This is a genomic window from Algibacillus agarilyticus (genome assembly GCF_003286125.1).
Lineage (GTDB): Bacteria > Pseudomonadota > Gammaproteobacteria > Enterobacterales > Alteromonadaceae > Algibacillus > Algibacillus agarilyticus.
Genome location: NZ_QMED01000014.1, coordinates 97,009 through 122,206, shown reverse-complemented (window position 1 = coordinate 122,206; position 25,198 = coordinate 97,009). Strand labels below are relative to the sequence as shown.

The following is a 25,198-nucleotide window of genomic DNA, read 5'->3' as shown; positions in this document are numbered from 1 at the left end:
AGCTCAGCAATAAATGAATACCTTACTTCATTTCTTTCGCAAAAAAGGCTGAAGCCTTTTTTAAAATTTCACGTTCCATTTGTAAGCGTTTATTATCCTTTCTGAGTTGTATTAATTCAGCCCGCTCATCTGTTGATAATGTGGTGCCCTCAGCTTGTTTTTTATGCTTGGCAACCCAGTTGTAAAGTATTTTATCAGTAATACCTAGCGCAGAAGCTGCCTGAGCAATTGAATAGTCTTGCTCAATCACTAAAGCAACCGCTTCTTGTTTAAATTCTACGGTATAGTGTTTATTTGTTTTTTTAATCATATTCACCTCAATAATGGGATTATAATCCTTTATTGAAGTGTCCGGTTAATTCAACCACAACAATCGATGCTTTATTTAAATGAAGAGTTTTGGGAAATATTAGAAAATTTTAATGTACTCGTTGTTTTCGATGAAATTCATCATTGCGCAGGTGATTCAGAAGGTAATGTTAACGCTTGGGGGGAACCCATTCTTTCATACATTAAAAACAAGGCGAAATATACCCTTGCTCTTTCGGGTACACCTTGGCGTTCAGATACACTGCCTATCACGTTATCAGAGTACTCAGATCCTGACGGAAAGATTAAATGCGATTATATCTATGGCTTATCACAAGCAATAAATGACAAGGTTTGTCGGCAACCTAATATCGTACTTGTTGATAATGAAAACATTGTTATTACTAAAAAAGAGAGCGAGTCTCAAACATTCACTAGTTTTATCGAACTGTTCAATAAAAAAATAATCAGTTATAGCGAGTTAGTACAAAATACAACGGCTTTAAAATATATTCTGGGTCGCGCTATAGAAAAACTTAAGAGGATAAGGTTAGTGAATGGTAAGGCTGGAGGATTAATTGTTGCTTCATCCGTAACACACGCGAATAATATTTATAATTTAATGACATCTTACTTTAACCAAGATGCAATTGTCGTTACGCACAAACAGCCTAATGCCACTGATATTATTCGTAACTTTAGACAAAGCCAACAAGCATGGATTATTAGTGTAGGAATGATATCAGAAGGGACTGACATTCCAAGGCTACAAGTTTGTTGTCATTTAAGTAGGGTAAAGACAGAGCTATATTTTAGGCAAATATTAGGTAGAATTCTTCGTATTACTCAAACAGGTAACGAAAAAGCGTGGCTGTATACTTTCTCAGAACCCAGTTTAAGCGAGTTCGCACATCGGCTTAACGAAGAGGTTCCCAGCCATAATCTACTAAGGAACGAATCTTTATCATCAACAAATACAAGTAATTCAAAACTCAAGTTACGTTCACCTAGCAACATAGAAAATGGAGACAATACAGTAGAGTCCGTAATATCACTTTTTGATCAAGATGACATAGGGGTTAATGTTAAACAGGTTTTTGATTCTATAGATATCATTGGGAATTTTCGTCAGCAGGTTATATCTAATTTTGAGTCTCCATTTTAAACAAAAGGAAACTAAAGTAACTCAAGAAAGTCTTTGCTTGAATAACAATGTGTTACATCAATATTGCCAAATAAATAGTGTTATCCACTTTGAAGAACCTTGAATATCGAAACCTAATATGCCAAAATCAAGTTAATTGTTATTTTTTGAGATTTCATGTGCTTTCATTCTCCTCTAAGACATTAATGGTATTAATGATGTGTGTGGCCTTTGTTGGTCAGGCAATGTCATCTACTGTTATGCCTTATCATATGATGAGTATGGATATGTCTGAAGCATCACAAGAAATGCAAATGATGGATCACAGTATGCATAATATGAGTACTATGGACTCTAATGCAACTGAAGAGTCTAATGATAGTTGTTGTCCAGCAGCATGTGACTGTTATGCGTCAGGTTGTTCTACTTTTATAGCTATTACGAAAGAGACAACTAATGCTATAATCTTAGATTTTTCACAAAAAATACAATCCAACACCCATTTGGCTATTAATCAACAGCCAAAATCTTTATTCCGACCTCCAATACTTAGCTAATACAGAATAAGTGTATCCAAAATTTGGGACATTTATTAAAGATTATCTGTATTAGGCTTTTTTGATCCCGTTTTTTGTAAAATACTCACTAACTTCATCAAAAATAACCTAATTAATTAAAAATTTTAATTATTGCCCCTATTGGGGAGGTTATATGTTTTCAAATAAATTTATATTCAAAATGATTTCACTATCACTTGTAGTGATAGCCCTTGCAAGTTGCTCTGATACTGCAGCTAATACATCAACGCAAACTAAGAGTGAAAAAATATCACCATTAGTTTTAGATATTTATAAAAGTCCTACGTGTAGTTGTTGTGAAAAATGGATTTCACATGTCGATGAAAGCGGCTTTGAGTCAAAAATACACAATTTCCAAAACCTTTCGCCGCTTAAAGAAAAAGCAGGTATTAAACCTAAATATCAGTCCTGCCATACAGCCATTTCAAAAGAGGGATACGTCTTCGAAGGTCATATTCCAGCAAAGTTCATTAAGCAATTTTTGAATGAAAAACACAGCTCTGAAGTTATTGGATTATCAGTACCAGGTATGCCTATGGGATCACCAGGAATGGAGTATGACGATAAGTTTATGCCTTATGACGTTGTATTGCTTAAGTCTAATGGCACACATGAAGTGTATAGAAGCGTAAAATCTAAAGAGGAACAGTATTAATGAAAAAAGCTAATTTAAAGCCACGACTTAATGTCGTTGTGATAAAAGTTATCGCGCTTACTTTGATACCTATTTTTTCAGTTGATGTATACGCACAGGAGCCATTAACGTTTGAAAAAACGATAAAGTTAGCACAAAAATTCGATCCTTGGTTGACGGGAAACCGTCATAAACAAAAAGCGATAGAATCGATGAGCACTGCAACGAGTACATTGCCCGATCCTAAGGTTTCTGTCGGACTAGTAAACATGCCTACAGATAGCTTCGATTTTAATCAAGAAGGCATGACTCAAGCGAAAATCGGCATTACTCAAATGTTTCCAAGGGGAGATACTTTAGATATAAAAAGCGAACAGCTTTTGATCCAAAGTGAAGCGTATCCTTACCAAAGACAGGATCGAAGCGCTAAGGTTGCTGTCTCTGTGGGAAGCTTATGGTTGAATGCCTACTTAATACAGCAAAGTATCGCTTTGATAGAGAAAGACAGAGCTTTATTTGAGCAACTATCAGATGTTGCTGAAGCGAGTTATTCAGCTTCTTATGGAAGGACTAGGCAGCAAGATATTATTAGGGCTCAATTAGAGTTAACACGTCTAGATGAAAGATTAGACAAGTTAAGACAACAAAAAAGTCGCTATGAAGGGATGTTAATGCAGTGGTTATCTGTGTTTTCTACAGAAAGTGAGGATAACTTATCTGTAAACGACGCTTCACTACATAATGTTCCGCTAAGTAATCTATTACCACAAATAGACTTGCTAAATCATGAGCTTGTGTACAAAAAAAGTTGGCATAACTCAAATGATTTAATCCCATTATTATCCGTCCACCCTGCTGTTATTGCTTTAGATAAGAAGATTAAAGCGACTAAAACAGGTATTAGGTTAGCGGAGCAAAAATACAAACCGGAGTGGGGGGTAAACGCAAGTTATGGGTATCGTGATGATGATTTAATGGGGCAAAGTAGAGCAGATCTATTTTCTGTAGGTATTAGCTTTGACCTCCCCCTTTTTACAGAAAACAGACAAGATAAAGAGGTTCAATCAGCTATATCGGAAACTGAAGCGGTGAAGTCAGAAAAGATTTTATTGTTAAGAGAATTGCTGGGCTCTTTTTCAAGTGCTAAAGGCCGGTTATTAAGGTTACAAGATAGAAAAAAACTGTATAGCTCTCAATTACTACCTCAAATACACGAACAAGCAGAAGCTTCTTTGACCGCCTATACCAATGATGATGGTGACTTTGCCGAAGTTGTTCGCTCTCGCATTGCCGTATTGAATGCAGAAATAGATAACTTAGCCCTTAATGTTGAAGAGCAAAAAATAACCCTTGAATTAAATTACCTTTTTATCGGCAATCTTAATACAACCGAAGCCGATATGAATTTTGAAGATAGCAAGCAGCACAATGCTATTTATGGAGATAAATAATGAGCAGTAATAACTCAGGAAAAAATATTAAACCAATTGTTTTAAGCATGATAGTGGGAGGGATTATTACTTATGCATCACTCACATTAATTGGTACCGAGCATGTAGATAACGATTTAACTGAAGCAAAGAAACCACTTTATTGGGTTGCTCCAATGGATGCTAACTATAAACGAGATAAGCCAGGTAAATCGCCAATGGGTATGGATTTAGTCCCTGTCTATGATGATGGTGGTAAAGGCCCAGATGAAGGAGCAGGCACTATTCGAATTTCTCCAGATGTAGTCAACAATTTAGGAGTACGTACAACTCAAGTTGGCTATAAGTCACTACATACAGAAATCAAAACAGTTGGATATGTTACATACAATGAAGATAAGTTAGTGCATATCCATCCTAGAGTGCAAGGCTGGGTAGAAAAGCTTCATGTTAAAGCAGAGGGCGATCCTGTTGAACAAGGTCAAGCACTGTATGACATATATTCCCCAGAATTAGTAAATGCACAAGAAGAGTTGTTATTGGCATTAGATAGAAACAATACACGACTAATAAAAGCCGCTGAAAACCGTTTAATTTCCCTTCAGTTACCTAAATCTACTATTGCTAAAGTGAAAAAGAGTAAAAAGGTTCAACAAAGCATAACCTTTCATGCACCTCAAAGTGGCGTAGTTGAAAACTTAAATATTCGAGAAGGATTTTTTGTTAAACCCGGCACTACATTGCTGTCTATCGCTGATTTATCAGAAGTTTGGGTTGAAGCCGAGGTTTTTGAGCGGCAAGCAGGACAAGTGAAAGAAAGTACACCTGTGACTATGACACTTGATTATTTACCAGGTGAAACTTGGCAGGGACAAGTTGATTATATTTACCCGACGTTAGATGCAAAAACGCGAACAGTAAAAGTACGCCTTCGTTTCAATAATGACGACGCTAGGTTTAAACCAAATATGTTTGCTCAAATTTCAATTCATACTACAGGGAATGAGCAAACACTGCTTATTCCAAAAGAAGCACTAATTAGAACGGGTAAACAAGATAGAGTCGTATTGGCCTTGGGCGAAGGTAGCTTTAAATCGGTAGCTGTAAGAGTTGGACGATTTGATAGTGATAATGTTGAAATCTTAGACGGTCTTAATGACGGTGAAAGTATCGTTAGCTCAGCACAATTTTTACTCGATTCAGAATCAAGTAAATCATCAGACTTTAAGCGTATGAATCGAAGTAATGTTGATGATGAAGTAACACCCTCATCGGTTTGGGTCGAAGCTGAAGTCTTATCAATGATGCCTGATCATAAAATGTTAACGTTACAACATAGTGCTATACCGGAGTGGTCATGGCCTGAAATGACAATGGATTTTATTGCTTCAGATGAAGTTGACTTCTCTCTACTCTCAGCAGGTTTAACTCTTCATGTTGAAGTTTCTAAAACAACTGACGGTAATTACCACGTTAGTAATATTCATGTGCCAGATAGTGACCTTACAGAAGACGGCAGACAAGAGAATACGCAAGAAGATACGGTTAGCACCGCAACAGTTACAGGTACAATTAATTCATTAATGATTAATCACGGCATGGTGAACATCAATCGTTCGGCTATAGATAAATGGAATAAACCTGCTGCTAATGTTGACTTCATAACTGCCGAAGGGGTGAGCTTAGAAGGGTTAAACCAAGGCATGGAGGTGAAATTCACTTTTGAAGTTCGCGATGGAAATTTCATTATTGTTGAAATTTCTCAATTAACTGAAGAATCAACAAACACTTCAATAGCTGATGTGCCCGTTGTTGATCATTCAAACCACTAAAATAGGAGTTCCTTATTATGATTGCTTCTATTATTCGTTGGTCAGTGGGTAACAGGTTTTTTGTACTGCTAGCAACGTTATTATTAGTGGGTGCAGGGTTGTTCTCAGTTAGTAAAACACCTATTGATGCACTGCCGGATTTATCTGACGTACAGGTAATAATCAAAACAAGTTATCCAGGCCAAGCGCCACAAGTTGTTGAAGACCAAGTTACCTATCCAATGACGACTGCCATGTTGTCAGTGCCAGGTGCCGTTACCGTGCGTGGTTATTCTTTTTTTGGTGATTCATATGTATACGTAATATTCGATGAAGACACCGACTTGTATTGGGCACGTTCACGTGTGCTTGAGTATTTAAGTCAGGTTGCACCTAATTTGCCTAATGAGGCTAAACCTCAACTTGGACCTGATGCTACTGGTGTTGGTTGGGTTTATTTATATGCCTTAGTCGATAAAACAGGACAACAAGATCTTAGTCAATTACGCAGCATTCAAGACTGGTTTTTGAAGTACGAATTACAAACCGTTCCTGGAGTGTCAGAAGTTACTGCTCTTGGCGGTATGGTAAAACAATATCAGGTTCGAGTTGAACCTGACAAGTTACGCGCTTTTGGTATTCCGCTTTCACTTATTCAAATGGCAATTAAAAAGGGTAATCAAGAAATCGGTGCATCCGTAATTGAAATGGCTGAAGCTGAATATATGGTCAGGGCAACAGGGTATATTAAAGGTGTTGAAGACCTTGAAAACATTCCTTTGGGGGTCAACCAAAATGGTACGCCGTTACTATTAAAAGATGTCGCAGAAATAGGCACTGGCCCACAGATGCGACGAGGTATTGCCGAACTCAATGGTGAAGGTGAAACGGTTGGCGGTATTGTGGTGATGCGCTTTGGTGAAAATGCCCAGCAAGTTATCAATAACGTTAAAACTAAGCTTGAAGAACTTAAAAAAGGCCTTCCAGATGGCGTGGAAATAGTACCAGTTTATGACCGCTCAGCATTAATTGAACGTGCAGTTGATAACTTAGCTTTCAAGTTGCTTGAGGAATTTGGTGTCGTTGCTTTAGTTTGTATCATTTTCTTGTTTCACGTTCGCTCCTCTTTAGTTGCCATTATTAGCTTGCCAGTTGGTATTTTAACGGCATTTATTGTGATGCACTTTCAAGGGCTGAATGCCAATATCATGTCTTTGGGGGGGATCGCTATAGCCATTGGTGCCATGATTGACGGTGCTATTGTGATGATAGAAAACATGCATAAGCATATGGAGAAAACGCCATTAACTAATGAGAACCGTTGGCAAATTGTCATGGAGTCCGCTAGTGAAGTTGGACCAGCGTTATTCTTTAGTTTACTCATAATAACGGTGAGTTTTGTTCCTGTGTTTACTTTAGAAGCACAAGAAGGACGTATGTTTGCACCGTTAGCCTTTACTAAAACGTATGCAATGGCGGCTTCTGCGGCATTAGCTATAACATTGGTTCCTGTGCTTATGGGTTACTTCATTCGCGGTAAGGTGCTACCAGAGCATAAAAACCCTGTTAATCGTTTCTTAACTTTTATTTATCTACCAGCCCTTAAAACCGTTTTACATTTCCCTAAAACAACTTTGTTAGCTGCACTACTCGTGTTGGGTGTTGGTCTTTATCCCTTAGATAAAATAGGCAGTGAATTTATCCCTCCGCTTGATGAGGGGGATTTGATGTATATGCCTACCACTTATCCAGGTATTTCTATTGGCCAAGCTCGTCAATTACTACAACAAACTGACAAGTTAATTAAGACAGTGCCTGAAGTTAAAACCGTCTTTGGTAAAGTGGGACGTGCTGAAACCGCAACAGATCCTGCCCCCTTAACTATGATTGAAACTTTTATCCAATTAAAGCCTCAAGACCAGTGGAGAGAAGGTGTAACAACCGAAAGCTTGAAAAAAGAACTCGATGCACTCGTTAAGTTACCTGGTGTTACTAATGCTTGGGTTATGCCAATTAAGACACGTATAGACATGTTAGCAACTGGGATTAAGACTCCTGTAGGTATCAAGATAGCAGGGCCTGATTTATCGGTGATTCAGGACATTGGCCAACAGCTTGAGGTGATTTTACAAGATGTCGAAGGAACAGCGTCAGTTTACTCTGAGAGAGTTGCCGGAGGTAGATATGTCAAAGTTGATATTCAACGCGCTAAAGCCGCTCGCTACGGATTAAATATTGCTGAAATTCAACAAGTCGTAGCTACAGCTATCGGTGGAATGAATGTAACTAAAACCGTAGAGGGTCTCGAGCGTTATCCTGTTAGTCTTCGATATCCACAAGATTATCGTGATTCGCCTGAGCAATTGTCATTACTGCCAATTGTGACACCAAATGGTCAACGTATTTCCTTAGGAGATGTGGCTAATGTCTTTATTGAAGATGGGCCTCCAGGCATTAAATCTGAAAATGCACGCTTAAATGGTTGGGCATTTGTCGACATTGAAGGTGTAGATGTTGGAACTTATGTCGTTGAAGCACAGCAAGTGGTAGATGCTAAATTGAAATTGCCTGCTGGTTATTCAGTAGCATGGGCTGGTCAATATGAGTATATGCAAAGAGCAAAAGCGAAATTGGCTTACGTTGTGCCCTTAACGCTATTTATTATTGTGATTTTGTTGTACTTGAATTTCCGTAATGTTATTGAAGTTGCAATGATCATGGGTACTTTACCGTTAGCTATGGTTGGCAGCATATGGCTCATGTATATAGAGGGTTACAACTTCTCTGTTGCTGTAGGTGTTGGTTTTATTGCCTTGGCAGGTGTAGCCGTTGAAATCGGCGTCATCATGCTCGTTTATTTAAACCAAGCTTACAAAGTAATGCTCCTTGAGCACAAAGAGAAGAACATTGTAACCTTAAAAGCTGACTTATTTGAAGCTGTGTTACATGGTGCCGGAATGAGAGTTCGTCCAGTGATGATGACGGCAGCTGCAATAATCGTAGGCTTATTACCGATATTGTACGGTACAGGCACAGGCTCTGAAGTGATGAGTCGTATTGCTGCTCCTATGGTTGGCGGAATGCTCAGCGCTGTTATCTTAACCTTACTTGTTTTACCAGCTCTATTTTATCTGTGGAGGTCATCAGCCCATAAAAATACTTAACACCTAGATTCACATACCCCTCAAGTATTGAGGGGTATGCACATATTACTTTATTTATATACAGGAGAAAAAAATGAAAATGTTAACCAAAATAGCTTTAGTTTTAATACCAACAATCACTTTATCTACAGCAGCTTTGTCTCATGATCCAGAAATGCACAAGATGGCAAATGAAAAAGCTGATTGCAAAAACATGGATCACAGCAAAATGGATATGAAAGATCCTGTTGCAATGGCAATGATGAAAAAATGTATGCAGCAAAGTGAGAAGACAGAAATAAAAGTTGATCATAGCAAAATGGACCACAGCAAAATGTCCGCTGAAAAAAGTAAAGTAAAAAAAGATGATAGTCACTCATCGCATAACCATTAATTAACTTACAGAGTCACTTTGAAGGAATGTTAAGTGACTCTTTTTAAGGGCTATATATGAAAATTATTAAATTGTTCATAGCGGTAATACTTTTAATTATTAGTGCTATAAGTGCAGTGATGTACTCGGGGATTGTAAATGTAGCCGCAGACGAACCTCATACTGATTTAGTTTATTGGCTTCTAGAAACAACAAGAGAAAAATCAATTGAAGTCGCAGCTCAAAACATCGATGTTCCTGACTTAAGTGATCCTGAGTTGTTATTAACAGGCGGTATGGACTATGAGTTTATGTGCTCAAGCTGTCATTTAAAACCGGGAAGAAATCAAAGTGATATGAGTTTAGGTTTATATCCTTCGCCGCCGAATTTAACTATCAAAGCTGAAGAACATGATGGTCATAAACATAGAGATTCTACACAAACTGATCGTAAGAACTTTTGGGTCATTAAGCACGGTATCAAAGCTTCAGGAATGCCTGCTTGGGGGAAAACTCATGATGAACAGCGCATATGGGCAATGGTTGCTTTTCTAAAGCGATTACCAACATTAACTCCTGAGCAGTATCAAATATTAACAGCACTAGATTGATAGATACTATTAATCAAATCGATGGGGTTGACTTGTGTTTTAGACACAGCTGTAAGATGAAAGAAATTAATCAATGAAAGGTTTATTTGATGAAAGTAAAGGAACTAGCCGAGGCTTTTGATACAACCGTAGACACTGTTAGATATTACAGCCGAATCGGGTTGATTACGCCTACTAAAAACCCCGTGAATGGATACAAAGTGTATGACCGTAAAGCACGAGAACGATTGAAGTTTATCTTAAGTGCACGGCAGCTGGACTTTTCAGTTGAAGATATAAAAAAAATTATATCTGTTTCTGACCATGGCAATATTCCTTGCCCTCTTGTTAAAGGCATTTTAGAGCAACGCTTAGAAGAGACTGAAAAGCGCTTTCAAGCCACACTCCAATTAAGAAAGAAATTAAGAGAAACCCTTATCGATTGGCAAAATAAGCCTGACATAGTACCTACAGGGAATATGGTGTGTCACTTAATTGAGGGTGAAGCGTATTCGGCGGGAGAAGATGATGAATAAATTAGCTAAAGAACCAACTGCCCCTCTTACGCAAGAGCTTATTATTGAAGGGGCAAATTGTGGAAGCTGTGTTAATAAAATTGAAAAGGCACTTCGTAATGTTCAAGGCGTTAAAGATGTAGAAATGAATTTTGCCATGAGAACTGTTGCTATTAGTGGAACAGCTAATATTTCCCCCTTAATAAAAGCAATAGAAGCGGTTGGATATAAAGCAAAACTAAATAAGCAAAATAGTGATAATGATTTATTTGATGCAAAAGAAATTGCCGACCAACAATACTCAGAGCAGTTAATTAGGCAAATGTGGATTGCGTTAGGCTTAGGCTTGCCATTGATGATTTATAGTGTTTTTGGTGGTGCTATGACCGTTGAAACAGTATTAGAGAGGAGTGTTTGGCTATCCATCGGTCTAGTATGCTTAGGAATTATGTATTTTTCAGGAAAGCATTTTTATATTAGCGCTTGGAGATCTTTTTTAAATCACAATGCCAATATGGATACCCTTATTGCCCTCGGTACCGGAACGGCTTGGATTTACTCTATGGTTGTTGTCACTTTTCCAACAGTATTACCAGAAATGGCAAGACATGTTTATTTTGAAGCCACAGCAATGATCATAGGTTTAATCAATTTAGGTCTAGCTTTGGAGTTGAAAGCTAGAGGGAGAACAAGCGAGGCCATCAAGCGCTTAGTGGGGTTGCAGCCTAAAACAGCAAGAGTTATTCGAGGTGAAAAAGAAATCGATATCCTAATTGAGCAAGTCATAGTTGATGACATTCTTAGGGTACGTCCAGGTGAAAAAATCCCTGTAGATGGATTGGTGACTCAAGGGTACACCTCTATTGATGAATCAATGTTAACTGGTGAGCCTATGCCAGTTGAAAAAAATGAAGAAGATGAAGTCGTTGCGGGCACTCTGAATAAATCGGGCTCTATTCAATTTAGAGCAACACGAATAGGTAAAGATACAGCCCTGGCGCAAATAATAGGCATGGTGAAGCGAGCTCAGAATTCGAAACCACCTATCGGGCGATTAGCCGATACAATTTCGGCTTATTTTGTGCCGGTCATTATGATTATTTCAATAGTAAGCGCACTACTTTGGCTTAATTTTGGACCAGATCCATCATTAGCTTTTGCTGTCGTTTCAGCAACAACGGTTTTAATCATCGCTTGTCCATGTGCTTTAGGTTTAGCTACCCCAATGTCTGTCATGGTAGGTGTGGGTAAAGCTGCTGAAGCAGGTGTACTTATTCGAAATGGTGAAGCGCTTCAAGCTTCATCAAAAATCACCGCTATGATCCTCGATAAAACAGGAACGATTACTGAAGGAGCACCTAAGGTAACGGATGTCATCGTTGTTGATAACCATTATACCGAAAATTATATTTTGAAAGTGGCAGCAAGCCTTGAAAGTGCTTCAGAGCATCCATTAGCACAAGCTATTGTAGAATCAGCTATAGAACAAGGGATTGATCCTGAAATGGTGACAAGTTTTCACTCCATTGCTGGCTACGGAGTTAAAGCAACCTTCAATAATCAAAAGTTATTATTTGGTAATCATAAGTTGATGCTGAAAAATTTAATTGCTTTAAATGGATATGTGGCTAAAGCACAAGAGCTTGCAGCAGAAGCAAAAACTCCTATGTACCTATGTATCAATAATAAGCTTGCGGCAATCATTGCTGTTGCAGATCCTATTAAAGCAGATTCAATCGGAGCCATTCAAAGATTAAAAAATAATAATATCAGAGTCGTTATGTTGACCGGAGATAATAGAGCAACGGCTAATGCCGTTGCTAAAAAAGTAGGAATAGATGAAGTGTACTCAGAAGTACCTCCAGAAGAAAAAGCGAAAAAAGTAGAGGAGCTACAACGCCAATCCGAAATCGTTGGCATGACAGGTGATGGAATTAATGACGCTCCTGCATTGGCACTAGCTAATGTTGGTTTTGCCATTGGCACAGGTACAGATGTTGCCATAGAGAGTGCAGACATCACTCTTATGCGAGGTTCTTTGCATGGACTTGTCGATGCAATATCTATAAGTAAAGCAACGTTACGGAATGTAAAACAGAATCTTTTTGGCGCATTTATTTATAACGCTGCTGGGGTGCCATTTGCAGCGGGCATATTTTACCCCTTTTTTGGGGTGTTACTAAACCCTGTAATTGCAGGAGTAGCTATGGCGCTTTCGTCATTAACAGTAGTGACAAATGCGAATAGGCTTCGTTTGTTCAAAGCGCAAAAGCGCTAAGGAAATCAAAATGATGATAGTTAACATTCTAGGCGTTGCGCTAATTGCGTTGATTGTGTGGTGGTTTTGGCTATATAAGCCAGTAAGAACTGTAGTTGATAAGAGTGAGATTATTATTGAAGTAAATGGTGGTGTTTATTCTCCTGCATCAATTCAAGTACCAGCGAATCAGCCTTTTTCTTTGAAGTTTTTACGGGAAGATCAATCCCCATGCTCAGAAACATTGCTTATACCTTCACTAGATGTAAGCGAACAACTGAAGTTGGGAGAAATAACACAAATTAATTTTACAAACCTTACGCCAGGTGAATATGTGTTTCATTGCCAAATGCAAATGTATCGCGGTGTTTTACTGGTGGTTGAGGAGAACAAAAGCTGAAACGATTGTTAAAACGAACATTGAATATTTCATATTTAGTTACCTATCTTAATATTTAATAAATTTATATATAAACCAAAACTATTTTTAGGTTGACTTGCTTCTTAGAAAAAACCTTACATTGATATGCCAATGTAAGGGAATTAAACCAACCCTTTATAGAGTTAATAAATATTGTTAACGGCTTAGTTCTTCTATCTTCTTTCTCGAAAAAAACTCATAAAGTGCTGGCAGAACAAATAAAGTAAGAAGCGTTGCTGTAACTAGTCCGCCAACAATAACGCTTGCTAATGGACGCTGTATTTCAGCACCGACTCCATTTGACATTAACATGGGGATTAAGCCTAAAGCTGAGGTGATTGCGGTCATCAAAACAGGTCTCAACCTCGACGTAGCGCCATCAAAAATGGCTTTAGATGTATCTAGTCCATCTCTAATGCGCTGGTTGATACTTTCTACCATTACCACGCCATTTAGCACCGCTACACCAAATAAGGTAATAAACCCGACTGAGCTAGGTACTGATAGGTATTGATTTGATATGTACAATGAAAAAACACCGCCAATTACCGCAAGAGGAACATTTACGAGTATCAACATGGCTTGGCCAACTGAGCCAAAAGCAAAATATAACAGTAATGCAATAAGCGCTAAAGAAAGTGGAACGACAATAGCAAGTCTGTTTTGAGCTCGTTGTTGGCTTTCAAACTGTCCACCTATTGCTACCGAGTAACCCGAAGGCAAATCAACTTTCTCATCAATTACCTTTCTAATATCGACAACAACACTCCCCATGTCTCGGTTTTGTACGTTGGCTTGGATGACGACACGCCTTTGTACATCATCACGTCTTACTTGCGGTGGGCCTGATTCAAATGATACAGAAGCCACATCACCTAGACGCACCCATGCGCCTGTCGGTGACTGAAGCCTGATATCAGCAATGGCTTCTTTGCTTTTTCGATATTCTTCTTCAATCCGCACATAAATATCATAACGCTCATTACCCTTAATGATTTGACCCGCCTCGACACCACCGATGCCGTCGCGCACAATTTCCATTACGTTACTTACTGAAAGTCCAAATCGAGAGAGTTCATGCCTGTTTGGTTTAATGACTAATTGCGCTTCACCTGCAATTTGCTCTAACGCAACATCTCTAGCACCCTCAATTTCTTTAATGGCAGATTCGATTTCTAGGCCTTTACTCGCCAATACCTCTAGCTCAGGCCCAAATAATTTTATCGCTAGTTGTGCTTTAACACCTGAAAGTAATTCATCAACACGAGTAGCGATTGGTTGAGAGAAATTGAGTAATAAGCCAGGAAATTCTTCTAAAGATCTTTCCATTTGAGCTTGAAGCTCATAACGGTTATTAGCACTTGTCCACTGAGAAACAGGCTTTAATCCAATATATATCTCAATATTGTTTACAGGCTCTGGATCACCACCAATATCAGGGCGACCAATTCGACTAAGTGCATAAGTTACTTCTGGAAACGCCATTAACTTTGTCTCTAAAATCGGCGCGACTGTTAACGCAGTGTCTAAACTTGAAGAAGGTGCCAAGGTAACCCTTAAGTTAATCGTACCTTCCTCTAACTCAGGAACAAACTCAGTACCAATAAATGGGATTAATGAAAATGCCAATACAACTAAAACTAATGCTGCTGAAACGATCAATTTTGTACGTTTAAGTGAGAATGCTAACCCTTTTCTATAAAGCTTATCTAATGGTTTTAGTACAAAACTTTCTCTTTCTTTGATGCCAGATTTAAACAGGTATGTTGCCAAAGCAGGAACAATGAATAAAGCGACGACAATAGCCGAAACTACCGCTAATATGATACTTATTGCCATCGGTTGAAAGAGCTTAGCTTCAACCCCTTCGAAGCTGAAAAGTGGTGTAAAGACAACCAAGATAATTGAGGCAGCAAAGAACACTGGGCGAGCTACTTCCTTACCTGCTTGTTTAAGACGCAGCCTAATGCCGTTTTTATCATGTTCAACGTCATGTGGATCTAAGTCAGATATAGGAAGTCTCGCCTGAACACTCTCTGAGTGAGTTGGATCTGGTTTATTTAAATGTTTGAACATGTTTTCAACCATCACCACTGAGCCATCAACAAGCATACCAATAGCCACAGCTATTCCGCCTAGTGACATTAAATTCGCAGAAATTCCCCACCAAGCCATAATCATTAACGCTATTCCTATTGAAATAGGGATAGAAATAAGCACTAACAATGTAGCCCTTAAGTTCATCAAAAATAAAGCAAGTACAATCGCGATGAAAACAAAAGCAAGCAATAAAGCATCTACAACGGTTGAGACCGCCTTTTCAATTAAATCAGCCTGATCGTAGAATGGTTCAAAACGAACACCTTGCGGAAGAGCTTGGTTAATTAATGGTATTCTTGCATTAATACCATCAATAGTAGCCTTGGTGTTTGATCCCATACGTTTCAGGACAATGCCTGAGACTACTTCACCCAATGCTTCAATTTCACCATTTGACGCTTTACGCGTCATGGTGACTGCGCCTTGTCGAATTTCACTGCCCAATTCTACTTTGGCAACATCAGATATAGTTACTACGGTCCCGTTAATGGTTTTGACAGGTACTTGCTTAATGTTTTCAATACCAGCCATACCACTTTCAAACCAGCCTGTGCCACGTATAACAAGTTGCTCTTGACCTCGGTTCATATACCAGCCACCAACATTGGCATTGTTACTATCTAACGCAGTGACTATATTTTCTTGAGTGAGCTGATATGCTAACAATTTAGAGGGATCGATATTGACTTGGTATTGCCTAACAATACCGCCAAATGACAGTACATCAGTAACACCATCAACGGGCATAACAAGTAGCTTCACTATCCAATCATTAAGACTTCTAAGTGCCATAGCATCAAAACCAGCGCCTTTATCTGAAATAAGCAAATATTGAAAAACTTGTCCTAAACCCGAAGTATTTGGTCCCATATTTGGCGTACCAACCCCATCAGGGATCAATTCTTTAGCAGCTTGAAGTCGTTCAAATACCAATTGCCTAGCAAAGTAAATGTCAGTGCCTTCCTTAAACACTACTGTAACACCAGAAAGACCCGTTTTAGATATTGAACGAACTTGCTCAACATCAGGTAAGGCATACATCACAGCTTCAATAGGATAAGTAATAAGCTGTTCAACTTCTTCAGCTGCCAACCCTGGTGCTTCAGTATTTACAGCAACCTGAACGTTGGTAACGTCTGGGAAAGCATCCAAGTTGAGCTTTGGAATAACCATAATTGCAGCAGCAATAGAAGCAAATAGTGCAATTAAAATAAGAAGCCTGTTGTTTACTGACCAATCTATTAATTTATTAAACATGAGTTAGCCCCTAGTGGTTATGCGGATCAAATCCGCCTTTGGCAATTTCAGATGCAACAAAAAACGCACCTTGGGTGACTATACGCGTACCACTCTCAAGACCGATGACTTCTCTGAAATCACCTAAAGCTCTCCCTAATTCAACTTCAATCGCTTTAAACTCCCCTGGGTGATCTTCTACAAATACAGTCCAATCACCATCAGCACTCCGAATTAAGGCTTCTTCCGGAACTGCCATAATTTTTTCTGAAGTCGTGAATTGAAAGTAAACCTTAACGAACATGCCCGAATGGAGCTGATCTTCAGCATTTTCTACCGATAACCTAATTACCCTTGTGCGTGTTTGTGGGTCGATTGTATGAGCTTCTTGAATGACTTTAGCTTCATAATTGTTATCTTCTAATTTTATTATCGCAGGGGAGTTCACTGACAGTTCTATCTTTTTATTAGGTGATACTTGCGCTTCAACCCAAAGATTTTTTTCATCAGCTAATAGCATAATGGTATCTCCAGCAGCCACTCGTTGCCCTTGGATGAAGTCATCTTGTAACACGACACCTTCACGTTGAGCTGTTAACGTGTATTGTCCAAATGCATTAATGTCTTTGTTAGAAATACCTTGAATGGCTTCTGCAGTTAACCCTAAAGCGATGAGTTTGCCGTAGTTTGCACTGTACGTGGTTTCTGCTTGTAAAAGACTACTTTCACTAACAGTTTTATTACCTAGCTTCTTTATTCGTTGCCACTCGGTTGAAGCAATTAAATAGTCAGCCTGTGCTTGGGCTACAGCTTCACTGAACAAAGTGACCAGTTTTTTCCCTTTATTTACATGATCCCCTAAAGCAGCATGCCGACGAATTACGACTGATTCAGTGCGAGGTGATACCACGTAACTTTTATAGCCATTTGCTTTTATTTCGCCAGGGGCATATACGGTACTAAATTGATATTCAGGTTTAATACTTTCGACTTTGATATTAGCAAGTGACATTTTCTTAGCACTCAGTGTTATACCTTCCTCGTGCTCATCCTCTTCAACTCCTTTACTTTCATCTTCATGATCGTGGTTGTCATGTCCCACGTCAACATGGCTATCTGGTTCCTTATTAGTTTCTTTTACATGTTCATCTCTATGCTCAGTGTGCTTATTTGGTTCGTGGCTAATATGCGATGAAACAGGACTATTTTTGCCATAAGAAGTAACAGAAAAGCTAACAGCTATGAGTAAACACAGGCCTACACCTGCATTTTTAATATATATATACATAAGGTTTCTTAATTATTTAATTTATAAAATACGAACTATTTATCCTTTTCGGGGGATATACAGTTCACTAAAAATCAATCTAATTAAGCAATGGGAGGACGAAGTATCGCTTCAAGAAAGCTATTCGTTTGTTCAACTTGATATGGCGTTTTATTAACAACTATTAATTTATCAAAGCTGTTTGAATCATTAACTAGGATTGTCGATAAGTGGCTTCCGCTACAGTGTCCGCAATGATGACAATCTTTTTCATTATGCTGTTCAGAGGCACTATCATTTGAATTGCTTCGATCATTGGCATGATCATGTTGAGTTTGCAGATGCTCTATATCTATTTGATGACTCTCAGATGTTGCGGATGCAACAGCAGTTAACGATTGTAAAACAATCGAAATAACTAAGAGCATTTTTAGTACAACATTAAGGTTCAAAGTTATCGCCAGTTAAATATAGTATTTAAAATACTAGCAGAAACTATTTACTTAAACTAGCTTTCCCTGTTTATTTCCATACTCTTTACATTAAATCATTTTTTTATTTGACTCTATAGCCACTATAGATTTTATACTTATTTTAATATTGTTACGGAATGTTAAATATGTCAGAAAAATGTAGTGGTCAGTGTCAATCATCTTCTACCAATGAAGACGTAAATACTGATGCACAATTAGATAACTATAGTGGCGCGTTTGTCAGTACATATAAAGTGCCTCAAATGGATTGTCCTTCAGAAGAGAGGTTGATCAGGTTAGCACTTGACTCTATTGAACCTTCCGTTGGATTGCAATTTGATATTCCTAGTCGATTAGTCAAAGTTTATCATGATGAAAATTTAGATGAGATAACAAGAAAGTTACAACAACTTAAACTCGGTGCAGAGTTAGCATCAACTAACGAAAGTTGCAGCACAGAAGCTGCAAAAGCAAAAGAGCTAGCCCAAAAAAATGAGATGAAAGAAGCATCAACACTAAAATGGTTGTTGGCTATTAACGGAGTTATGTTTTTTGTAGAGGTAATTGCAGGGGTTATTGCACAGTCTGCTGGCCTTATTGCCGACTCATTAGATATGTTTGCTGATGCTGCGGTGTATGGTTTAGCTATATATGCTGTCGGTAAAAGCATCAAAATGAAACTTAGAGCTGCACATATATCTGGTGTACTGCAAATTATTCTAGCGCTAGGTGCTTTGAGTGAAGTCGTAAGACGCTTTGTTTACGGTAGTGAACCGATCTCTTCTTTAATGATGATATTTGGTGGAGTAGCACTAATCGCTAACATTGCTTGTCTGTTTTTAATCTTTGGCAATAAAGAAGATGGTGCTCATATGAAAGCGAGTTGGATTTTTTCTGCAAATGACGTAATCGCAAACGTTGGCGTTATCCTAGCAGGCTTATTAGTTACAGTAACAAACAGCCGTTATCCAGATTTAGTGATTGGTTTGATAATTGCACTTGTCGTTTTAAACGGTGCTCGTCGTATCTTACAGCTAAAGTATTAAATAAAGAATAATGAACTTAACGCACCCATCGTATCTTAAACCATATATATCATACTTGATAATGATTTTAATCGCGGTGCAGTCTGTATTTTTTTCGCTAGAGGAGTTTGAAATAAACTTAAACGAAAGTTCTTTTAAAACATCACTAGCTGAGCCAATTACCCCATTAAAAGCTTCAGAGACCTCCAATGTATTTGAAGTAAATAATAACAACAGTTCAATTGATAATTGTAATTTTTGTTGCTGTTGCCACCTATTTTTAAATGCAGATTCTTCTTGTAATGTTTTACAAGTAATAAATCACTTTCCCACCAACGCCTTAGTTTCTTCTGAGCTAAAAGGCTATATGTCAGTGCCATTTCGTCCCCCTAAATACGTCTAATTTTTATATCAAATTTACAAAGGTCAACATAATTGGCTTAAATAACAATATAAATTTATAGGAAAGTATACATGGCACTTAATACCTATGTGCATCGAAAGATAGCAATTTTGAGGTGTGTAACACCTCGGCTTAAATATATCGCGTTTCTCGCTTTGTCACTTTTTACATTTAATGTTTATGCGTTTGAAAAGCAGTTAAACCTTCAAGAGGCAATTCAGTGGACGCTTAAACAAAACCCAGAACTCAAAATATTTGATTTCAAGCAAACGGCATTAACAGGACAAGAACAAACAGCAAGTTTAAATCCCGCATATGAACTAGAAATTGAAGCTGAGAACTTTGCAGGCTCAGGTGAATTTAATGCATTCGACAGTGCTGAATTAACCATTGCCCTATCTTCAGTTATCGAAATGGGAGATAAACGCTCAGCGCGAATTGGACTTGTTTCAAAATCCAGAGCACTACTCAATGCTGAAAAAGAGGTGGCAGCGCTTAACTTAATGGCTCAAGTCACTGAGAAGTACGTGGAAGTACTTGCAGCCCAACAAAGAGTAATATTGGCAGAAAATGCGCTGAGTTTAGCTAAAGAAACGTTAGAGATTGTATCTCAGCGTAACCGCGCAGGTGCTACTCCTGAGGCTGAAGTGAAACGTTCAAAAGCAGTTATTGCTCAGGCAAATTTAACCGTTCAATCGGAACAAAAGCGCTTGGAATATTTAAAGCTCTCATTAGCAGCCTATTGGGGGGAAAACTCTGTAACCTTCTCTGAAGTAAAAGGTGATCTTTTTCAGTTTGGTAGCGACAGTGACTTTAACAGCCTTTTTGCGAAGTTAGAGAAGAACCCTGCTCTTCAAATCTATGCAAGCGAACAGCGACTAAAAGAGGCTGAGATACAGTTAGCCAAAACAGAGTCAACTGCCAATATCAAGTGGTCTGTAGGTGTTAGGCGCTCTCAAGAAGCCAATGATACCGCACTGGTTGCTGGCTTTAGCTTACCTTTGTTTGCTGAAAAGAGAAATTCTGGCGCAATCGCTAGTGCCTTAGCAGAACGTGACCAAGTTGCCATAGAAAAAGAGGCGACTAAGTTAAGATTTAGAAATTACTTACTGCGAGCATACTCTAATAGAAAACAAGCCATATTAACGGCAAATTCATTAAAACAGTCAGTTATTCCAATGCTTGAAGATGCACTGGAAGATACTCAAGACGCCTATCAAAAAGGTAGATATGGCTACCTTGATTATGTATCGGCTAGACAAGAGCTGTTGAATGCTCGGCGAACCCTTATTGATGCGGCATCTGCTGCCCTGATTTACGGCGCAGAGATAGAAAAACTAACAAACGAAGCGCTGTCACTCTAAAAAGCATCACTTTAAGTTTAATAATAATTTATTGATTCAGTTATTAACTGAATCGTTTAGGAATTAAAAATGAAAAACTATTTACTCGCACTATTGATTTTTATCGGGCATCTATCACCCATTCAAAGTGCTTTCGCTAGTGAAGATGAACATGAAGGCGAAGAAGGCATTAGCAAAATTAACAATAACATGGCAAAAAGGGTTGGTGTTGAAACAGCCTATTTAGCTTCAAAAACGTTGAACCAAACTATCCCTGTATACGGCGCTACGACGATAGGCGCTGAACAATTATTTCAAGTTGGCGCTAGATATAATGGCGTTATAAAGACAATAAACTCCACTGTTGGTGATAACGTAAAAAAAGGCGATATATTAGCCGTTATTGAATCTAACGAAAGCTTAAATACTTATAAAATAACATCGCCTGTTTCTGGTGTCGTTTTACACCGAAATGGAAATATTGGTGGTATCACGCAAAACACCAGCTTGTTTGAAATCGTCAATTTTGACACGTTGTGGGCCGAATTTAAGGTTTTTACTAACCAGTACAATCATATCAAAGTCGGTCAGTCTGTTGACATTGAGCATGGTGACCAAGCATTCAACTCCGTCATCACCAATATTATTCCAGCTAAAGACCAACCTTATGTTTTAGCACGTGTACGTTTAAATAACACTGAGCTAAACCTAACTTCAGGCCAATTATTAATGGGCAGCATAAAGATAAACCGATTTGAGGTGGATTTAGCGGTGGAGAAAGTTGCTATACAAGAACTGGCTGGACAATTAGGTGTCTTTGTAAAAGAAGACGAAGAGTACGAGTTTGCACCACTTGTTCTAGGTCGTTCAGACAAAAACTATATCGAGGTCATTGATGGCCTCAGTAAAGACGCTGAATATGTAAGCAAAAACAGTTATCTGATCAAAGCAGATATATTGAAATCTGAAGTAGAAGACGACGATTAGGAGACGCAATATGATTGAATCAATTTTGCGTCTAGCCATAAATAGGCGCTATTTAGTATTAAGCTTGCTGATGGTAATCATCGGCGTTGGTATGTGGAGTTATCAAAAACTTCCCATTGATGCAGTTCCAGATATAACAAACGTACAAGTACAAATAAATACTTCTGCCCCCGGTTATTCACCTTTAGAAGCAGAGCAAAGGGTAACCTTTCCTGTAGAAACCGCCTTAGCTGGATTGCCAAAGCTGTCTCATACCCGCTCTCTTTCAAGATATGGTTTATCCCAAGTAACCGTTATTTTTGAAGAGGGAACCGATATTTATTTCGCTCGCAACTTAATCAATGCCAGACTAGCTGCGATAAAAGGCGTTATTCCCTCTGGCTTAGAGCCAGAAATGGGTCCTATTTCGACAGGGCTTGGCGAAATATTTATGTATACCGTACAAGCTTCTCCTGACGCTAAAATGCCTAATGGAGATCCTTATACCGCTATTGCCTTAAGAGAAATACAAGACTGGATCATTAAACCGCAATTGGCTCAAGTTAAAGGCGTCATTGAGGTCAACAGTATCGGCGGCTACAACAAGCAATATCACATAACACCGAAACCTGAAAAATTACTTTTTCATCGTGTGAGCTTTGAAGAAATATCTGATGCATTACGTAAAAATAATGATAACCGTGGAGCGGGTTATATCGAGCAAAACGGACAACAGGTGTTAGTGCGCTCCATTGGGCAACTTGCGACAATAGATGAGATCCTCAATGTCATCATCAAAAAGAACGATGGTATTCCTGTAAAAATAAGTGATGTTGCCAATGTTGCTATAGGAAAAGAACTTAGAACAGGGGCTGCTACTCGTAATGGCATTGAGACAGTGCTTGGTACAACCATGATGCTGATTGGTGAGAATTCTCGTACCGTTGCCTTAGCAGTGGAACAGAAGCTTAGCGAAATACAAAAATCTCTGCCAAAGGGCATTACCGCAGAGCCTGTTTACGACAGAACAACGTTAGTAGATAAAGCGATTGCAACCGTTACTAAAAACCTCGTTGAAGGTGCGCTATTAGTTATCGTCGTACTTTTCTTATTGCTTGGAAATTTACGCGCCGCATTAATAACCGCCGCTGTAATACCACTATCAATGTTAATGACAATCACAGGTATGGTACAAGCGGGAGTATCTGCCAATTTAATGAGTCTTGGCGCATTGGATTTTGGTTTGATAGTGGACGGGGCTGTGATCATCGTTGAAAACTCTGTTCGTCGGTTAGCAGAGGCGCAACACAACGGCCATAGGCAAGATTTAAGGGAACGACTAAATACTGTTTTTGAAGCCACTTCAGAAGTCATACGTCCAAGCCTGTTTGGTGTAGCCATTATCACAGTGGTATACATACCCATTTTCACCCTAACTGGTGTTGAAGGGAAAATGTTCCATCCTATGGCGGCAACTGTCGTAATGGCGTTAATATCAGCCATGATCCTTTCAGTTACACTGGTTCCTGCTGCTGTTGCGATATTTATGAAAGGTAAAATCAGCGAAAAAGAAAGTGTTGTTATTCGTTCAACCAAGTCTATTTATAAACCATTACTAATTATGGCAATGAAATTTCGTTGGATTATTGTTTCATTTTCAACGCTATTAATAGGGTATAGCCTTTGGTTAGCAACTACGCTTGGGACAGAGTTTGTTCCACAATTAAATGAAGGTGATATTGCGCTACAGGCGTTAAGAATTCCATCAACTGGCTTAGAGCAATCAGTAAAAATGCAAGAGGTACTTGAACAACGTATTAAAGCATTTCCTGAGGTTGATAAAGTATTTTCGCGCATCGGTACTCCAGAAGTAGCAACCGACCCAATGCCACCGAGTATTGCCGATATCTTTGTTATATTAAAACCACGCAAAGATTGGAATGAACCTTCAAAACCGAAGAGTGAATTAGTTGAAGAAATGGAAAAGGTACTGAAAAACATTCCTGGCAACAACTATGAATTCACTCAACCTATTCAAATGCGTTTCAATGAATTGATTTCTGGCGTTAGAGCAGACGTGGGTATCAAAGTCTTTGGCGATGATTTGGATCGGTTATTACTGACCGCAAAAGATATTCTAAATATTGTGAAAACCGTCGATGGTGCAGCAGATGCCCGAATGGAACAAGTCACAGGTGTTCCATCTTTATCGGTAATCCCTAAACGCGAAGCGCTTGGTAGGTATGGTTTGAGTGTTACCGAACTGCAAGACTGGGTTGCCACAGCAATAGGCGGTGAATCTGCGGGGATCATTTATGAAGGTGACAGACGGTTTGAGTTAGTTGTTCGTTTACCAGAGCAAATAAGAACGGATATCGATGGTTTGAAGTATCTGCCGCTTCCTCTTGAGAATGGTAATTATGTGCCACTTGAAGAAGTTGCCGAGCTTAAATCAGAGTCTTTACCTGCTCAAATTAGCCGTGAGAACGGAAAAAGAAGAGTTGTAGTTACCGTCAATGTTCGTGGTAGAGATTTAGGCAGTTTTGTCAAAGAAGTGAAAGCTAAGATTAATCAGGAGGGAGAAATCCCCGCAGGATACTGGCTTGATTATGGCGGAACGTTTGAACAACTAGAGTCAGCGAGTAAAAGATTAAGCTTAGTTGTACCGATCACATTAGTTGTTATCTTAGGTATTTTGGTTCTTGCATTTGGTTCATTAAAAGATGCATTGATCATTTTCAGTGGCGTGCCTTTAGCATTAACTGGGGGCGTATTTTCACTTTATTTAAGAGACATGCCCTTATCAATTTCGGCAGGTGTCGGCTTCATTGCATTATCAGGTGTCGCCGTATTAAATGGCTTGGTTATGTTGGCTTTTATTCGAGATCTTTGGCATGAAAAAGGCGACCTTTACGTAGCAATCATTGAAGGTGCCATCATTCGTTTAAGACCTATTTTAATGACGGCACTGGTCGCAAGTTTAGGTTTTATTCCAATGGCGTTAAACACTGGAATTGGTGCAGAAGTACAACGACCACTAGCAACAGTTGTTATCGGCGGTATTATATCTTCTACCATTTTAACTTTGTTTGTATTGCCTATTTTATATCAATGGGCGCATGGCGCTGAGAGTAGTAAACAGCAATCTGACGAAATTTAAAAACAAAAAAGCAGCTTAAT

General features: G+C 38.7%; 19 protein-coding genes. 15 read left to right on the top strand and 4 right to left on the bottom strand.

From position 1 onward, the window contains the following. Positions 1-22 precede the first annotated feature (22 nt). A complete protein-coding gene (locus tag DPX34_RS12460) occupies positions 23-310 on the bottom strand; it encodes a transposase (protein WP_111978753.1) in 288 nt (95 codons plus the stop codon). Between the two features lie 66 nt (positions 311-376). Here DPX34_RS12460 and DPX34_RS12455 point away from each other — a divergent pair, with 66 nt between their 5' ends. From DPX34_RS12455 to DPX34_RS12405, 11 genes are all read left to right on the top strand, one after another. Next, entirely contained in the window at positions 377-1,474 is a 1,098-nt protein-coding gene (locus tag DPX34_RS12455; protein WP_111978752.1) for a DEAD/DEAH box helicase, read from the top strand. Between the two features lie 185 nt (positions 1,475-1,659). Beyond that, complete coding sequence (locus DPX34_RS12450) at positions 1,660-2,010, top strand: hypothetical protein (protein WP_157964713.1); 351 nt, start codon at positions 1,660-1,662, stop codon at positions 2,008-2,010. 154 nt (positions 2,011-2,164) lie between these two features. Beyond that, positions 2,165-2,686, top strand: coding sequence for a DUF411 domain-containing protein (locus DPX34_RS12445; protein ID WP_232824726.1), 522 nt, complete (start codon positions 2,165-2,167; stop codon positions 2,684-2,686). Further along, positions 2,686-4,116 carry a TolC family protein gene (locus tag DPX34_RS12440; RefSeq protein ID WP_111978750.1) on the top strand — a complete coding sequence of 477 codons (1,431 nt, stop codon included), beginning with the start codon at positions 2,686-2,688 and terminating at the stop codon, positions 4,114-4,116. Before DPX34_RS12445 ends, DPX34_RS12440 begins: the two co-directional genes overlap by 1 nt. Continuing rightward, positions 4,116-5,927 (top strand): efflux RND transporter periplasmic adaptor subunit, encoded by a 1,812-nt coding sequence (locus tag DPX34_RS12435; RefSeq protein WP_111978749.1) that lies wholly within the window; start codon positions 4,116-4,118, stop codon positions 5,925-5,927. Before DPX34_RS12440 ends, DPX34_RS12435 begins: the two co-directional genes overlap by 1 nt. A 17-nt stretch (positions 5,928-5,944) precedes the next feature. Next, complete coding sequence (locus tag DPX34_RS12430) at positions 5,945-9,070, top strand: efflux RND transporter permease subunit (RefSeq protein WP_111978748.1); 3,126 nt, start codon at positions 5,945-5,947, stop codon at positions 9,068-9,070. Positions 9,071-9,143: 73 nt separating this feature from the next. Next, positions 9,144-9,443 carry a hypothetical protein gene (locus tag DPX34_RS12425; protein ID WP_232824725.1) on the top strand — a complete coding sequence of 100 codons (300 nt, stop codon included), beginning with the start codon at positions 9,144-9,146 and terminating at the stop codon, positions 9,441-9,443. 56 nt (positions 9,444-9,499) lie between these two features. Then, the gene (locus DPX34_RS12420) at positions 9,500-10,033 is read left to right on the top strand and encodes a c-type cytochrome (protein WP_111978746.1); all 534 of its coding nucleotides are present in this window, start codon (positions 9,500-9,502) and stop codon (positions 10,031-10,033) included. Positions 10,034-10,122: 89 nt separating this feature from the next. Next, entirely contained in the window at positions 10,123-10,548 is a 426-nt protein-coding gene (locus DPX34_RS12415; protein WP_111978745.1) for a MerR family transcriptional regulator, read from the top strand. Beyond that, positions 10,541-12,805, top strand: a complete 2,265-nt coding sequence (locus DPX34_RS12410) for a heavy metal translocating P-type ATPase (protein ID WP_111978744.1) — start codon at positions 10,541-10,543, stop codon at positions 12,803-12,805. Before DPX34_RS12415 ends, DPX34_RS12410 begins: the two co-directional genes overlap by 8 nt. Before the next feature lie 10 nt (positions 12,806-12,815). After that, on the top strand, positions 12,816-13,184 hold the full coding sequence (locus tag DPX34_RS12405) for a cupredoxin domain-containing protein (RefSeq protein WP_111978743.1): 369 nt from the start codon (positions 12,816-12,818) through the stop codon (positions 13,182-13,184). Between the two features lie 177 nt (positions 13,185-13,361). Here DPX34_RS12405 and DPX34_RS12400 read toward each other — a convergent pair whose 3' ends face one another. From DPX34_RS12400 to DPX34_RS12390, 3 genes are all read right to left on the bottom strand, one after another. Next, on the bottom strand, positions 13,362-16,562 hold the full coding sequence (locus DPX34_RS12400; RefSeq protein ID WP_111978742.1) for a CusA/CzcA family heavy metal efflux RND transporter: 3,201 nt from the start codon (positions 16,560-16,562) through the stop codon (positions 13,362-13,364). Positions 16,563-16,572: 10 nt separating this feature from the next. Next, complete coding sequence (locus tag DPX34_RS12395) at positions 16,573-17,829, bottom strand: efflux RND transporter periplasmic adaptor subunit (protein ID WP_232824724.1); 1,257 nt, start codon at positions 17,827-17,829, stop codon at positions 16,573-16,575. An 83-nt stretch (positions 17,830-17,912) separates the two neighbouring features. Continuing rightward, the gene (locus tag DPX34_RS12390; RefSeq protein ID WP_111978741.1) at positions 17,913-18,260 is read right to left on the bottom strand and encodes a hypothetical protein; all 348 of its coding nucleotides are present in this window, start codon (positions 18,258-18,260) and stop codon (positions 17,913-17,915) included. Positions 18,261-18,427: 167 nt separating this feature from the next. Here DPX34_RS12390 and DPX34_RS12385 point away from each other — a divergent pair, with 167 nt between their 5' ends. From DPX34_RS12385 to DPX34_RS12365, 4 genes are all read left to right on the top strand, one after another. Further along, positions 18,428-19,327 carry a cation efflux transmembrane domain-containing protein gene (locus DPX34_RS12385; protein ID WP_111978740.1) on the top strand — a complete coding sequence of 300 codons (900 nt, stop codon included), beginning with the start codon at positions 18,428-18,430 and terminating at the stop codon, positions 19,325-19,327. Positions 19,328-19,780: 453 nt separating this feature from the next. Next, complete coding sequence (locus DPX34_RS12375) at positions 19,781-21,073, top strand: TolC family protein (protein ID WP_111978738.1); 1,293 nt, start codon at positions 19,781-19,783, stop codon at positions 21,071-21,073. 69 nt (positions 21,074-21,142) lie between these two features. Next, a complete protein-coding gene (locus DPX34_RS12370) occupies positions 21,143-22,039 on the top strand; it encodes an efflux RND transporter periplasmic adaptor subunit (RefSeq protein WP_111978737.1) in 897 nt (298 codons plus the stop codon). Between the two features lie 10 nt (positions 22,040-22,049). Then, positions 22,050-25,178, top strand: coding sequence for a CusA/CzcA family heavy metal efflux RND transporter (locus tag DPX34_RS12365; RefSeq protein WP_111978736.1), 3,129 nt, complete (start codon positions 22,050-22,052; stop codon positions 25,176-25,178). Positions 25,179-25,198 lie beyond the last annotated feature (20 nt).